The 13,795-nt window shown below is 70.2% G+C and carries 15 protein-coding genes and 1 pseudogene; 9 read left to right on the forward strand and 7 right to left on the reverse strand.

Features of this window, described 5'->3' with window-relative positions:
* Positions 1 to 28 precede the first annotated feature (28 nt).
* Complete coding sequence (locus tag QRX60_RS16105; protein ID WP_286001585.1) at positions 29 to 484, forward strand: MarR family transcriptional regulator; 456 nt, start codon at positions 29 to 31, stop codon at positions 482 to 484.
* Between the two features lie 408 nt (positions 485 to 892).
* Here the strand turns inward: QRX60_RS16105 and QRX60_RS16110 are convergent, their stop codons facing one another.
* From QRX60_RS16110 to moaA, 3 genes are all read right to left on the reverse strand, one after another.
* The gene (locus QRX60_RS16110) at positions 893 to 1,522 is read right to left on the reverse strand and encodes a LysM peptidoglycan-binding domain-containing protein (protein ID WP_286001586.1); all 630 of its coding nucleotides are present in this window, start codon (positions 1,520 to 1,522) and stop codon (positions 893 to 895) included.
* 852 nt (positions 1,523 to 2,374) lie between these two features.
* Positions 2,375 to 2,635 (reverse strand): MoaD/ThiS family protein, encoded by a 261-nt coding sequence (locus tag QRX60_RS16115; RefSeq protein ID WP_286001587.1) that lies wholly within the window; start codon positions 2,633 to 2,635, stop codon positions 2,375 to 2,377.
* Position 2,636: 1 nt separating this feature from the next.
* Positions 2,637 to 3,644 (reverse strand): GTP 3',8-cyclase MoaA, encoded by a 1,008-nt coding sequence (moaA, locus tag QRX60_RS16120; RefSeq protein ID WP_286001588.1) that lies wholly within the window; start codon positions 3,642 to 3,644, stop codon positions 2,637 to 2,639.
* A gap of 160 nt (positions 3,645 to 3,804) precedes the next feature.
* On the opposite strand from moaA, the gene QRX60_RS16125 reads away from it, so the two are divergent.
* From QRX60_RS16125 to QRX60_RS51585, 6 genes and pseudogenes are all read left to right on the forward strand, one after another.
* Positions 3,805 to 4,284: a MarR family winged helix-turn-helix transcriptional regulator gene (locus QRX60_RS16125; protein ID WP_286003606.1), complete on the forward strand. Its 480-nt coding sequence runs from the start codon at positions 3,805 to 3,807 to the stop codon at positions 4,282 to 4,284.
* Between the two features lie 33 nt (positions 4,285 to 4,317).
* Positions 4,318 to 4,722, forward strand: coding sequence for a TOBE domain-containing protein (locus QRX60_RS16130; protein ID WP_086675206.1), 405 nt, complete (start codon positions 4,318 to 4,320; stop codon positions 4,720 to 4,722).
* Between the two features lie 59 nt (positions 4,723 to 4,781).
* Positions 4,782 to 5,588, forward strand: a complete 807-nt coding sequence (gene modA / locus QRX60_RS16135; RefSeq protein ID WP_286001589.1) for a molybdate ABC transporter substrate-binding protein — start codon at positions 4,782 to 4,784, stop codon at positions 5,586 to 5,588.
* 58 nt (positions 5,589 to 5,646) lie between these two features.
* Entirely contained in the window at positions 5,647 to 6,414 is a 768-nt protein-coding gene (locus tag QRX60_RS16140) for an ABC transporter permease (RefSeq protein ID WP_286001590.1), read from the forward strand.
* 74 nt (positions 6,415 to 6,488) lie between these two features.
* Positions 6,489 to 6,893, forward strand: a pseudogene (locus QRX60_RS51580) (ATP-binding cassette domain-containing protein); the annotation flags it as partial.
* Positions 6,894 to 7,013: 120 nt separating this feature from the next.
* A complete protein-coding gene (locus QRX60_RS51585) occupies positions 7,014 to 7,478 on the forward strand; it encodes a TOBE domain-containing protein (protein WP_408630268.1) in 465 nt (154 codons plus the stop codon).
* Positions 7,479 to 7,581: 103 nt separating this feature from the next.
* Here QRX60_RS51585 and QRX60_RS16150 read toward each other — a convergent pair whose 3' ends face one another.
* The gene (locus QRX60_RS16150; RefSeq protein WP_286001592.1) at positions 7,582 to 9,357 is read right to left on the reverse strand and encodes a multicopper oxidase family protein; all 1,776 of its coding nucleotides are present in this window, start codon (positions 9,355 to 9,357) and stop codon (positions 7,582 to 7,584) included.
* A 191-nt stretch (positions 9,358 to 9,548) separates the two neighbouring features.
* On the opposite strand from QRX60_RS16150, the gene QRX60_RS16155 reads away from it, so the two are divergent.
* Together QRX60_RS16155 and QRX60_RS16160 are read left to right on the forward strand one after the other, a co-directional pair.
* Entirely contained in the window at positions 9,549 to 10,343 is a 795-nt protein-coding gene (locus tag QRX60_RS16155; RefSeq protein ID WP_286001593.1) for an HAD-IIA family hydrolase, read from the forward strand.
* A gap of 37 nt (positions 10,344 to 10,380) precedes the next feature.
* Complete coding sequence (locus tag QRX60_RS16160) at positions 10,381 to 11,181, forward strand: metallophosphoesterase (RefSeq protein WP_286001594.1); 801 nt, start codon at positions 10,381 to 10,383, stop codon at positions 11,179 to 11,181.
* On the opposite strand, the gene QRX60_RS16165 is transcribed toward QRX60_RS16160, so the two are convergent.
* The 3 genes from QRX60_RS16165 to QRX60_RS16175 all read right to left on the reverse strand — a co-directional run bounded on the left by QRX60_RS16165 (position 11,178) and on the right by QRX60_RS16175 (position 13,791).
* On the reverse strand, positions 11,178 to 11,552 hold the full coding sequence (locus tag QRX60_RS16165) for a YccF domain-containing protein (RefSeq protein WP_286001595.1): 375 nt from the start codon (positions 11,550 to 11,552) through the stop codon (positions 11,178 to 11,180). The genes QRX60_RS16160 and QRX60_RS16165 overlap by 4 nt on opposite strands.
* Positions 11,552 to 12,307, reverse strand: a complete 756-nt coding sequence (locus QRX60_RS16170) for a PhzF family phenazine biosynthesis protein (protein WP_286001596.1) — start codon at positions 12,305 to 12,307, stop codon at positions 11,552 to 11,554. Before QRX60_RS16170 ends, QRX60_RS16165 begins: the two co-directional genes overlap by 1 nt.
* A gap of 65 nt (positions 12,308 to 12,372) precedes the next feature.
* Positions 12,373 to 13,791, reverse strand: coding sequence for a hypothetical protein (locus QRX60_RS16175; protein WP_286001597.1), 1,419 nt, complete (start codon positions 13,789 to 13,791; stop codon positions 12,373 to 12,375).
* Between the last annotated feature and the right edge of the window lie 4 nt (positions 13,792 to 13,795).

A 13,795-nucleotide genomic window follows, 5' to 3' on the forward strand; every position in this document is an offset into this window, starting at 1 on the left:
TATCTGTCGTCACGGTAGACTCCTTCGAGTGTCGAAGCAATCTCTGGTCACGGAGGCAACCCGGGCGGCAGCGGCCTCCGGCGCGGCGAACGACGTGGTGGACGAAGCCGCGGCGTCGGCGTTCGGGGTCAACCGGACCGACCTGCGGATCATCGGCCTGATCGCGGCGGCGGGAACGCTCACGGCGGGTCAGTTGTCGACCCAGGCGCACCTGAGCCCGGCAGCGACGACGACGGCGATCCAGCGCTTGACGCACGCGGGGCACCTGACCCGCCGGACTTCGACGGAGGATCGCCGCCGGGCGGTGGTGGAGCTGACGCCGGAGGCGGCGAAGCTGCTCGAGGAGATCTACGCGCCGATCGAGCGTGCGGGGCGGGCCATCTTGGCGGACTACTCGGCGGAGCAGCTGGCGCTGGTGGTCGAGGTGCTACGCCGGGGCGAGCAGATGCAGCTGAGGGAGGCGGAGCGCATCCGCACGCTCTGAGAGGCCCGCAGAGGGCCGCACAAGCCGCCTGCGCGGGGGGATGGCCGCCGCTGGTGGCTGCGCACGGCAGCTCGCGCCTGGAGGGCCGCAGGCGGCTTGCGCCGGGCGCCTCGCACGGAGGTGCTGCGGGCGGCTCCTGTCGGGCGCCCAGCATGACGGGGCCGTGCGAACGGCTCGCACCAGGCTCGCGCGTGGCGAGGCCGTGTTCGAGCGGGTCTGTGGGTGTGCGGCCAAAGCCGGCAGCACACCGGGAGCGGCACGTGCGGCTCGCCACCGGCCGGTACCCGGCACGGCGCGGCCTCGGCCGCGCGCCGGATACGCACAAGCCCTCCACCGCCCGGGGGATTGGCGGTGGAGGGCTTGTGGTGTCACGGCTCGAGGCCGGACTCACGCATCACTGCGCGATCGTCACTTGGTGGCGATCTTCTGCCCGACGAGGATCAGGTCCGCGTTCGGGATGTACTTCGCGTTCAGGTCCTGCAGCTTCTTGTAGCCGCCGTCGACGTTGAACTGCTTGGCGATCTTGGACAGCGTGTCGCCCGCCACGACGGTGTAGTCACCGGCCGGGTTGGAGCTCGCCACGCCGGTCGCCGCCGGGGCCACCGGGGCCGCCTTCTTCGGGGCGACCGTGGACTTCTTCGGCGTCGACTGCTTGGTGGTCGTCTTGTGGGTGGCCTTGGGGGCCGACGAGCCGCCGCCCTTCTTGCCACAGACCGGCCAGGCGCCGATGCCCTGGCCCTGCAGGACGCGCTCGGCCACGGCGATCTGCTGCTCGCGGGACGCACCCGCCGCGCTGCCGGTGCCGCCGTAGGCCTTCCACGTGCTCTGCGAGAACTGCAGGCCGCCGTAGTAGCCGTTGCCGGTGTTGGTGTTCCAGTTGCCGCTGCTCTCACACTGCGCGATGGCGTCCCAGTTGGTCGCCGACGCGGGGGTCGCGGCGATAGCGAGGGGCGCGCCGACCGCAATGCCCGCGATGGCGACGCGAGCGACGGTGCGGGTGGCAGCGGACATCTTGCGGTGCTTGCCTCGGTAAGACATCTGAATGCATCTCGTTCCCTGCGCCTACGAGCCTGTGCTGAGGGTCAGGATCGGGGTCCTGGCGCCGGCCGTCTCAGACCGGCAGACGAGTCCGACGCACGACGCGTCTTCTTCGTCCCCTCGTCCCTGTCCGGAAATGCTTTCGCTCGGGGTATGGGTCCGGGGATCCGTTGGACAGGGCTAGGCGCTACGGATTCCCGGTCGTGCTGGTTGGTCGGGGCCAACCGAAAAGCGACGGTACGTAACGAGAGCCGTGATCGGAAATTATTCGGGGCGTGACCTACGTCACAGTAACAGCACGCAACCCCTGTCGATGCGACCGTTTGTGCAGGTCAGCGGGCCGTTATCTGCCCGTTTCCTTGTCGAGATAAAACACGGATCGTGAGGCTTGCATCACGTGTTTTGTGCAGCGAATGGACCATTCGCGACGTCCTGCCGGCGATAGAAGCGCGCATCTTATGACCACTCGCGGACCGACGCCAGACTTGACAACTGTGCCTCATGTGCCCCTTGAGTCACAGTAGTCCCACCTCTTCGTGGGGTTTGAAGTCACACCTGGAGCGGCTCCGGCGGGTGCCGGCGCCCAGGGGGGTCAACGCGCCGCGACGGACCAGGCGAAACGCGTCACCGGAAGGCGTTGCGGGTGGGGCGCGATCAGCTTCCCGCGAACACCCGGATCCGGTGACGCGCCACGCCGAGGGCCGGGAGCGGCTTCGCCGAGCGGTCGGATGCCGTACTCGAACGGTGGTCCGCATATAGAGAGGACGAACTCGCGTACCCGGGCGGACGGCACGGCCGGCGGGACGTGATCAGGCGGACGTCACGCGTGATCGGCGGGACGACACGCCGGTGTCAGCCGCCGGCGAAGGGCGGGAGGACGTCCAGCTCGGCGCCGTCGTGCAGCGGGCGGGTGAGGTCCCGCACCGCGAAGCCGTCGAGCAGGTAGCTCGCGGCGTCCAGGACCCGCGGCAGGTCCGACGGGTGGAGGCGGCGCAGCTCGGCCACGGCGTCGCCGACCGACGCGCCGGAAGGCAGCTGCACCTTCTCCTCTTCCTCACCCGCGGCGGCGCGCGCCGAGGCGAAGTACCGCACCACGATGGTCAGAGTCGACATCTCAGCCGCCGATCGCGCTCATCGGCCGGATCGGCTGCGCGAACCCGGCGTCGTTGATCTCGTGTCCCGCGAGCTTGCCCCACATCGTCGCGCGCCAGGCGTCCGCGATTTCTTCATCGCGCGCGCCCGCGCGCGCGAGGGAGCGCAGATCCGTCTCGTCGTTGCTGAAGAGGCAGGAGCGCACCGCGCCGTCCGCGGTCAGCCGCGTCCGCTCGCACGCCGCGCAGAACGGCCGGGTCACCGACGCGATCACGCCGACGTCACCGGGCCCGCCGTCGACCAGCCAGCGCTCGGCCGGCGCGCCGCCCCGGGCGACCGGGAACGGCGACAGCGTGAACTCCGCCTCGAGCATCTCGAGGATCTGGGCCGCGGTGATCATCTCGCCGCGGTTCCAGCCGTGCTGGGCGTCCAGCGGCATCTGCTCGATGAACCGCAGGTGGTAGCCCTCGGCGAGGCAGAACTTCAGCAGCGGCACGGCTTCGGTCTCGTTGAGCCCGCGGATCAGCACGGCGTTGACCTTCACCGGCGTCATCCCGGCGTCCCGCGCCGCGGCCAGCCCGGCCACGACGTGCGAGAGCCGGTCGCGCCGGGTGATCGTCACGAACGTCTCGGGGTCGACGGTGTCGAGCGAGACGTTGATCCGGTTCAGCCCGGCCGCCGCGAGGCCGGCCGCGCGCTTGGCGAGCCCGATCCCGTTGGTGGTCATGGACAGCCGGGGACGCGGCGACAGCGCCGTGACCCGCGCGATGATGTCCTCGAGCCCGGGCCGCAGCAGCGGTTCGCCGCCGGTGAGCCGGATGTCGGTGACGCCGAGCTGCTCGACGGCGATCCGCATGAGCCGGACCAGCTCGTCGTCGGTCAGCACCTGCTCGCCCGGCATCCAGTCGAGGCCCTCCGCGGGCATGCAGTAGGTGCAGCGCAGGTTGCACCGATCCGTCAGGGAAACCCGGAGATCGGTGGCCACCCGGCCGAAGGTGTCGATGAGGTGCGGGTTCTCGGGCCTGGGCACGCGAGATGACCCTCGTGTACCGGGGACGCGAGGAAACCCGAGATCCACTGCCGTCATTAGGCACAGGGTAGCTCCGGAACGTGCGAACTGACCCGCTCGCTAGGATACTTTGCGGAGTGAGTGGTTCAGTTGCCGAACTATCGTGCCGGGAGAAGGACCTGTGACGGAAAAGACTTACCCGGTCACCGAAGAGGAGCTGTTCCGCTTCGCGGAATTGGGCCGCCAAGGCAGCACGTTCACCGTCCTGCGGCACGCCAGGATCGCCGAGCGGATGGGCCTCTCCGGCACCGACCACAAGACGTTCGACCTGGTCATCCAATCGGGCGGACCGTTGACCGCCGGGCGGATCGCCGAGCTGACGGGCCTGTCGACCGGTGCTGTGACCGGCGTCATCGACCGGCTGGAGAAGGTCGGCCTGGTCCGCCGGGTCCGCGACCCCGAGGACCGCCGCAAGGTCCTTGTCGAGGTCGTGCCGGGGGCCGAAGAGCGCTTCGCGCCGCTCTTCCAGTCGGCCTTCGACACCCTTCGCGAGACGCTGGCGCAGTTCTCGCCGGCCGAGCGAAAAGCCATCGAGCGTTATCAGAATGTCATCCTCGAACAGCTTCGCGCTGAAGTCATGCACAATTCCCGCCCCGCGTAGCTTTTCCTCAACTGCGGAGATAATGTCTGCGGCATGCCGCAATTTCGGTTGTCCGAGGCCGCGCGCCTGCTCGGCGTCAGTGACGACACCGTCCGGAGGTGGGTGCGCGCGGGGCAGCTGACCGCGACCGACGACGCCGCCGGCCGCAAGGTCGTCGACGGCGCCCAGCTGGCGGGGTTCGCCCGGGCCCAGGCCTCCGGCCCCGAAGACCCCTCCACCGTCGGCCGCTCCGCCCGCAACCGGTTCGTCGGGCTGGTCACCGAGGTCATCGCCGACAAGGTGATGGCCCAGGTGGAACTGCAGTGCGGGGCACACCGGGTGGTGTCCCTGATGAGTACGGAAGCCGTCCGCGAGCTGGGCCTGCGCCCGGGGGTGCTCGCGGTCGCGGTGGTCAAAGCGACCACCGTCGTGGTGGAAACACCGGAAGGAAGTCGATGAAGAACCTCGCTTTTCGGGGGTCCGGGTGGCGAAGCGCCCGGCTAGGGGCGAAGCCCCGGTTGTCACAGCTCGCTCTCGCCGTCGCGGCCGTCGCCCTGTTCGCGGGCGCGTGCAGCAGCTCGGACGAGCCCAGCACGCAGTCCGGCGGGTCGTCGGTCACCGCACCCGCGCCCAAGGGGGCCGGGAACAGCGGCGGCACGCTCACCGTGTTCGCCGCGGCGTCGCTCACCGAGTCGTTCACCGCGCTCGGCAAGGAGTTCGAAGCCGCGCACCCCGGGGTGACCGTGAAGTTCAGCTTCGCGGGCTCGTCCGGCCTGGTCCAGCAGCTGACCAACGGCGCGAAGGCCGACGTGTTCGCCTCGGCCGACCAGGCCAACATGGACAAGGCCGTCCAGGGCGGCGTGATCGACGGCCAGGCGACCGTGTTCGCCACGAACAAGCTGGCCATCGCCGTCGCGCCAGGCAACCCCAAGGGGATCAAGTCGTTCGCCGACCTGAACAAGGCCGGGCTGACCGTGGTGACCTGCGCCGCGCAGGTGCCGTGCGGCTCGGCGACCAAGAAGGTCGAGCAGAGCACCGGCGTCACGCTGAAGCCCAAGAGCGAAGAGCAGGACGTCAAGCAGGTGCTCAACAAGGTCCAGTCCGGCGACGCCGACGCGGGCCTCGTCTACGTCACCGACGCCACGTCCGCCGCGGGCAAGGTGGACAAGGTGGACTTCCCGGAGGCGCAGCAGGCGATCAACAGCTACCCGATCGCCGCGATCAAGGGCGGCCAGGCCGAGCTGGCGCACCAGTTCGAAGAGTTCGTCCTCGGCACCGAGGGCAAGACCGAGCTGGGCAAGGTCGGGTTCGGCGCTGCGCAGTAGGGGTTCCGCGAGTGGCCGGCCGGGGCGCGCCCCGGCCGGCCACTCGCGCGTCCCGTGGGTGCTCGGGGTCCCGGCCGCGCTCGCGCTGGCACTGGTGGTGCTGCCGGTCGTCGGCCTGCTGGTCCGCTCCGACCTGACGCGGCTGCCGTCGCTGATCGCCACGCCGTCGTCGTGGCACGCGCTGCGGCTGTCGCTGATCACGGCGGCACTGTCCACCCTGGCCTGCGTGCTGCTCGGGGTGCCGCTCGCCGTCGTCCTCGCCAGGGCCCGGTTCAGCGGGGTCCGGCTGCTGCGCTCGGTCGTGCTGCTGCCGCTGGTGCTGCCCCCGGTCGTCGGCGGCCTCGCACTGCTCTACCTGCTCGGCCGCAAGGGCTTCCTCGGCATGCTGATCACCACGCTGACCGGCGAGTCGGTGCCGTTCACCACGACCGCGGTGGTCATCGCGCAGACGTTCGTCGCGATGCCGTTCCTCGTGGTCAGCCTCGAAGGGGCGCTGCGCGGCTCCGGCGACCGCTACGAGCAGGTCGCCGCGACGCTCGGCGCGCGCCCGTGGACCGTCTTCCGGCGCGTCACGCTGCCGCTGCTGCTGCCGGCGCTCGGCTCCGGTGTCGTGCTGAGCTTCGCCCGCGCGCTCGGCGAGTTCGGCGCGACGATCACCTTCGCCGGCAGCCTCGAAGACGTCACGCGCACGCTGCCGCTCGAGGTCTACACGCAGGCCGAAGTGGACATCGACAGCGCCGTGGCCCTGTCGTTGCTGCTCATCATCGTGGCGATCCTGGTCATCGCCGTCGCGCGGCCGCGCTCGTGGGAAGGGGGCCTGCGGTGAGCCTGACCGCCCGGATCGACGCCGTCCGCGGCTCGTTCTCGCTGGACGTGGACCTCGATGTGCCCACCGGGACCGTGCTCGCGCTGCTCGGCCCGAACGGCTCGGGCAAGTCGACGGTGCTGGGCTGCCTCTCCGGGTTGATCACGCCGACGTCGGCGGAGATCACCGTGGCCGGGCGCGCCCTGGCCGGCGTGGCGCCGCACCGCCGGGGGATCGGCCTGCTCTCCCAGGACGCCCTGCTCTTCCCGCACCTGTCCGCGGCCGACAACGTCGCGTTCTCCCCGCGCTCGACCGGCGCCGGCCGCCGCGCCGCGCGGGAGCGCGCCTTCTACTGGCTGGCCGAAGTGGACGCCGTCGAGCTCGCCGACCGGCGGCCCGGGCAGCTGTCCGGCGGCCAGGCCCAGCGCGTCGCGATCGCCAGGGCGCTCGCCGCCGAGCCGGAGCTGCTGCTGCTCGACGAGCCGTTCGCCGCCCTCGACGTCGACGCCGCGCCGGCGATCCGCGGCCTGCTGCGGCGGGTGCTCAAGACCGGGCCGACGACCGTGCTCGTCACGCACGACCCGCTGGACGCGCTCGCGCTCGCCGATCACGTCGCGGTGATGAACGGCGGCCGGATCGTCGAACGCGGCCCGACCCGTGAAGTGCTTTCCGCACCGCGGACGGCGTTCACCGCGCGGATCGCCGGGCTGAACCTCGTCGCCGGCACCGCGGTGCCCGAGGGACTGCGGACGGCGTCGGACGAGGTGGTGAGCGGGATTCCCGCCGCCGACGTGGTGCCGGGGGAGTCCGCGGTGGCGGTGTTCCCGCCGAACGCCGTCGCCGTCTACCCGCACGACGGCGAGCACCGCGGCAGCCCCCGCAACACGACCGACGCCGTCGTCGCGGCCCTGGAGCCGCACGGGCCGGTGATCCGGCTGCGCGCCGAGGGCGACGGCTGGGCGCACGGCCTGACCGCCGACCTCACCCCGGCCGCCGTGGCCGAGCTCGCCCTGGAGCCCGGCTCGGCGGTGACGCTCTCGGTGAAGGCCGCGACCGTGACGATCCACCCGGCGGCAGTCTCCTGACCCGAGCGCCCCAATGTGGCGTTGGTTGCGTCAGACGCACCGAACGCCACATTGGGTGCGTGGGGCGCACCGAACGCCACATTGGGGCGCTGGAGAGCCCGGGTCAGGCGTCGTGGTGGGGGTGGCCGCCGCCCGGGTGGACGTGGAACTTCGCCACCTCCGGCGGGTGCACGACGAACGGCCGCATCATGCCCTCGTCCTCGTGGTCGAGGATGTGGCAGTGGAACATGAACTCGCCGGTTCCCCCGCCGAACCGCCCGGCGACGCTCACCCACTGGCCGGGGTTCACGATGATCGTGTCCTTCCAGCCCTCCTCGTACTTCTCCAGCGGGACGTCGGTGAACCCGCTGATCGGCGCCGTCGTCCGCTCCGACGCCTGGTCGAACGTCGTGGTGAAGCTCCGCCGGAACAGGGCCTGGAACTCCGTCAGGTGGATGTGGACCGGGTGAGCCGGGGGCCCGCCCGCGACGTGCACGAGGTTCCACACCGCCCACCGGTCGTGGTCGATGAAGATGCCCGTGGTGTCGTCGAAGAGCCGTCCGGTCATCCGGAACGTCTTCAGCCCGCCGTTCGGGTCGTCCAGCTGGATGACCCCCTCGCCGCCCGGGTCCGCGTCGACCTGTTCGAGATCCCACATCTCCGGGTGGCCGTCCTTGTCGAGCAGCAGCGCGACCCAGACGTGGTCGTGGTCCTCCGGCAGCGTCGTGCCGTGCTGCAGCCGCACGTAGGACGTCGAAACCTTCTCCGGCAGCGTGAAGGAGTCGTGCTTCGCGCGGCCGTCCACCCGGAACTCCATCAGGTCCGGCTCGATCCCGCCGAGCCGCGGGTCGGCGTTGCGCAGCTTGAGCTGCTGCCCCTTGAAGCGGCTGAAGTCGATCAGGACGTCGAAGCGCTCGGCGGGGGCGACGGTCAGGCCGTTCGCCGGGAGCCGCGCGGGCGCGGGCAGCAGGCCGCCGTCGGTGCCGATCAGGCGGACGGCGTCGTTCACCGGGTTGTTGTTCTCGTCGACCAGGTTGAGCGTGTAGAACCGCGAGTTGGCCGCGTTGAGCAGCCGGAAGCGGTACCACTTCGCGTCGACGTCCAGGCGCGGCCAGATCACGCCGTTCACCAGGTTGAACGGCCCGGAGAACGGGATCATCGGGCCGTCCGGGACGTACGGGGACTTGAACAGCAGCTGCCCGGTGAGCGCGCCGGTCGCCGGGTCGGTGTCGAGGTTCCGGTCGGTGATGACCAGCGGGATCTCGCGGTCGCCGTGCGGCAGGTCGAGCGCGTCCTCTTCGTCGTCGCGGATCAGGTACATCCCGGCCAGGCCGGTGTGGACGTTGAAGCGCGTGATCGCCATGGCGTGGTCGTGGTACCAGAGCGGCATCGCCTGCTGCCGGTTCTGGTACTCGGCCAGCTGCGACGTGCCCTTGAGCCCCGCGTTGTGCGCCCAGCCGTCGTTGCCCGCGTTGGTGCGCGCGCCGTGGAGGTGCACGACCGTCCACGCCGGCAGGTCGGCGACGCCGTCGACGATCGAGTAGCCGGGCTTGTCCAGCTCGCGGCCCGGGCGGCTGGTCGGCGCGTCGGTCACCGGGCCCTGAACCGCGACCAACGGGAACTCGCCGTCGATTTCGTTCGACCACGAAATCCGCAGCTGCTTGCCGCTGCGCACTTCGATCGTCGGACCCGGGAAATGACCGGCATAGGTCCACAACGTACTTTCGGGCAATTGTGAGTGCAGTCGCTGCCGCCGGGTCACCATCGGAATGGTGATCGTCTCCCGGCTTCGGGGCCGGAGCACCGGTGGAATCGGCAATGGGTCGAGGAACTTGGTGAGTCCCCAGTTCGGCGCGGTGATGGCCCCGGTCGTGGCCGGGCGCTCGATGATATCGGTCATGCGATTCTCCCCCTTCTTGTCCGGGGGCAGGACGAATTGCGCCCCGGCGATTCCGCCGGCGACGTCGAAAAGTATTCCCCCGAACCCCTCGGTGACCGGATACGCGACTCCCCTCGCGATACCGGTAATTCCCACTGTAGCCTTTTTCGGCGTGAGCCGCAGGTGCTTCGCGCGCGTGATAGGTTCCGCGCATGAACGAACGCCGGTGGACGTATCTCTCCGACATGGACGGCGTCCTCGTCAAGGAGGAGCACCTCGTCCCCGGAGCCGACGAGTTCCTCGCCGAGCTGAAGTCGAACGGCATCGACTTCCTGGTGCTGACCAACAACTCGATCTACACCCCGCGTGACCTGCGGGCCCGGCTGGAACGCACCGGGCTCGACATCCCGGAGGAGTCGATCTGGACGTCGGCGCTGGCGACCGCGAAGTTCCTCTCGTCGCAGCGGCCGAACGGCTCGGCGTACGTCATCGGGGAAGCGGGCCTCACCACAGCGCTGCACGAGGTCGGCTACGTGCTGACCGAGCGCGACCCGGACTACGTCGTGCTGGGCGAGACCCGCACGTACAGCTTCAGCGCGATCACGCGCGCGATCCGGCTGATCGAGGGCGGCGCGAAGTTCATCGCGACCAACCCGGACGCGACCGGCCCGAGCGTCGAAGGCTCGATGCCGGCCACCGGGTCCGTCGCGGCGCTGATCGAGAAGGCCACCGGGCGCTCGCCGTACTACGTCGGCAAGCCGAACCCGCTGATGATGCGCTCGGCGTTGCGCCGATTGGGTGCGCACTCGGAGTCGACGCTGATGATCGGCGACCGGATGGACACCGACGTGCACTCGGGCATCGAGGCCGGGCTGCAGACGATCCTGGTGCTGACCGGCATCTCCACCCGGGAGTCGGCCGAACGCTATCCGTACCGGCCGACGCTGGTGCTCGACTCGATCGCCGACCTGATCGGGCGAACCACGGACCCGTTCGGCGAAGGCTGACGATGGGCCGGGCGGGAGCAGGGCTTATCGTCACCGGATGAGCAAGTCCACGTACGTAGTGGGCGACGTGCACGGCCACCGTGACGAACTGGCCTCCGCACTGCGCGCCGAAGGCCTGGTCGACGACGAAGACAACTGGTCGGGAGCGGAGGACCAGCTGTGGTTCCTCGGCGACTTCGTCGACCGAGGACCGGACGGCGTCGGCGCGATCGACCTGGTCATGCGGCTGGAAGAGCAGGCCGCGGAGGCCGGCGGCCAGGTCCAGACACTGCTGGGCAACCACGAGATCCTGGCACTGGGGATGTACCACTTCGGCGACGAGCCGGTGCCGTCCGACTTCGGCCCGCGCAGCTTCGCCCGCAGCTGGGAGATCAACGGCGGCCTCCTGTCGGACCAGGACCGGCTGACGCCCGAGCACATCGAGTGGCTGACGGCCCGCCCGCTGGTGGCGGTGGCGGCCGACCACCTGCTGCTGCACTCCGACACGCTGGAGTACCTCGACTGGGGGTCGACGGTCACGGAGATCAACGAGGCGGCGGGGGAGATCCTGGCGGGCTCGGACATCGAGGCGTGGTGGGACGTGTGGCGCCGCATGACGACGCGCTACGCGTTCCGCGGCCCGGACGGCGAGGAGAACGCCCAGAAGCTGATGGACGCCCTCGGCGGGTCCCGGATCGTGCACGGCCACAGCGTCATCGCCGACCAGCTCGGGATCCACCCGACGCAGATCGAGGGGCCGTTCCTGTACGCGGGCGGGAAGGCGCTGGGCGTGGACGGCGGGTTGTTCGTCGGCGGGCCGTGTCTCGTGGTGGAGCTGCCGTACGAGCCGGAGTCCTAGGGGATCTCGACGATCTCCTTGCCGAGCGGCATCAGGGACACCGGGATCATCTTGAAGTTCGCCACGCCCAGCGGGATGCCGATGATCGTGACGCACAGCGCGATGCCCGTGAACACGTGCCCGATCGCCAGCCAGAGTCCGGCGAAGAGGAACCAGATGACGTTGCCGAGGAAGGACGCCGCGCCCGCGTCGCGGCGTTCGACCACCGTGCGGCCGAACGGCCAGAGCGCGTAGTTCGCGATCCGGAAGGACGCCAGCCCGAACGGGATCGTCACGATCAGTACGCAGCAGATCACGCCCGCGAGCAGGTAGCCCAGTGCCATCCAGAAGCCGCACAGGACGAGCCAGATGATGTTCAGCAGAATGCGCATCAGACGTGCAGCTCCCCGCTCACGACGGTGACGGCCTGGCCGGCGAGGTGGACGCGGTCACCGTCCTGGCGGGTCCGGACGATCCCGCCGCGTGCGGAGATCTGGTGGCCGGTCAGTTCGGTGCTGCCGAGCTTCTCGGACCAGTAGGGCGACAGGATGCAGTGCGCCGAGCCGGTGACCGGGTCCTCGTCGATGCCGACGCCCGGCGCGAAGAACCGGCTGACGTAGTCGACGTCGTCGCCCTTCGCGGTGACCAGCAGCCGTCCGGTCCAGGTCGTCTTCAGTTTCGCGAAGTCGGGTTCGAGTTTTTTGACCGCTTCGGCGTCGGGGAGGACGGCGACGAGGTTCTCGACGCCGCGGCCGACGTACTCGATCTCGGCGCCGGGCAGGATTTCGGACAGGTCGTCGTCGGTCGGGGTCGGCGGGTCGGAGGGGAAGTCCAGCTCGACCCAGCCGCCGTCGGCCTTGGCGCGCAGCTCGCCGCTTTTCGTGGTGTAGGTCTGTTCGCCGCCGAGGACGTGGGTGGTCGCGACGGTCGCGTGGCCGCACAGCGCGACCTCGACCGCCGGGGTGAACCAGCGAAGCGATTTGGGGCCTTTTGCGTTCGTGACCACGAAGGCGGTCTCGGCGTGCTTCATCTCGGCAGCGACGGCTTGCATCCACGTGGGGTCGGCGGGCTCGTCCAGCAGGACCACCCCCGCGGAGTTCCCGGTGAAGGCCCGGTCGGTGAAGGCGTCGACGACGAAGAAGCGCATGTTCCCAATGTAGCCCGCGACCTGGGCGTGGTGATCATTTCTCAGGGAGATTCAAGGGTTGTCCCTTACGTCTCCCCGATAGTGGGCTTGACGATCTTCTCGCCGTCCGGGCCGCGTTCGGGCTTGAGGTCGAAGACGTCCTCCTCGACCGCGTACTTGTTCTTGTGCTCCTTGTCGTCTTCCTTCTTCTTGCCGGCCCCGGCGCCCGCGGCCCCGGCGCCACCGGCCTTGCCCTTCGCGGCCGCGGCGGCGGTCGCTCCGCGTTCGAGGCGCTGCCCTGTCTTCCCGGCGCCGGCGGCTTTGCCTTCGCCGGCGGCTTTGCCTTCACCGGGGGCTTCCTTCGGACCACCGGTGTAGCCGCCGCCGGAGACGCGCGAGCCGGCGAACCCGGTCCCGGCCCGCCCGGAGCCGATGCCGGGCTTGCTGCGCGTGATGTCGCCGCCCGAGCGGCCGCCGGACGTCCCGGGGGCCATCGCGAGGCCGTCCGGGGTCATCCGCGGGAAGGCGCCCGGGGCGGGCGTGCCGCGGAAGCCGGTGTTGCCACCGCTGAAGTTCGTCCCGCCGATCCCGCTGGTGGTCCCGGGCTGGACGAAGTTCGGCGGCGTGGTGCCGGGTGGCGTGGTGCCGCCGGGCGGGACGTAGCCGCCGGTGGTTCCGCTCGTTCCGCCGGGGCCGGTGCCGCCGATCGCGGGGGTGCCGGTGAAGCTGGTGCTGCTGGTGCCGTGGAAGCCGGAGACGGAGGTGGAGTCCCCACCCCCGAGCTGCGGCGGCGGCGCGTAGGTGGGCTGGGAGCTGGCGGTCTCGTGGTAGGTGCCGTCGAGGTTCTGGAGGACCTGGACGGCCTGCTGGTGCGCGGCGTCGGCTTGCTGCTGCTTGGCCTGGATGCCGGCCATGGTGCCGCTCATGCCGATGAGGTCGCCGTTGTTGTACTGCTGCTTCGCCTTGTCGAGCTCGGCTTGCTGGTCGAAGCCGGTGGGCTCGGGCATGTTGGTCTTGGCGTAGTGGGCCGCCGCGGACTGCTGGGAGTAGTGGTTCGACGCCAGCTGCATCGCGTTGCCGGTTTGTTCGGTGTGCCCGGCTGTGCTCTGGAAGAAGCCGTTCGCCTGGTCTGCTGCCGGGCCCTGCCAGGATCCGCCTGCCGCTGTGGCCGCGTCGCGGAACTGGTTGGAGGCGTCGGCCAGCCAGTTGCCGTAGACGTTGGCGACCCGGCTGCGGTCGTTGAGGTCCTCGAGGTCCAGGTTCTTGTGGACCATGTCGTACAGCACTTCGTGGGGCTGGTTCGCGTAGTTCTCGTCGGGCGATGGCGCACCGCCCCGCAGGGTTTGCCCCTCCTGCAAGAGTTTTCCCTGAGCAACCGAGTAGTCCGACGCGGCCTTCTCGGTGATGTGCTGGCCGTCGGCACCGCGACCTTGGAGCTTCTGGGCGGTTTCCGCGTAGTAGTCACCCTCGGACTGGCGATGCTGCGCCCGGTGCGGCTGACTCATGGCT

The sequence above is a fragment of the Amycolatopsis mongoliensis genome (assembly GCF_030285665.1).
Taxonomy (GTDB): Bacteria; Actinomycetota; Actinomycetes; order Mycobacteriales; family Pseudonocardiaceae; genus Amycolatopsis; species Amycolatopsis mongoliensis.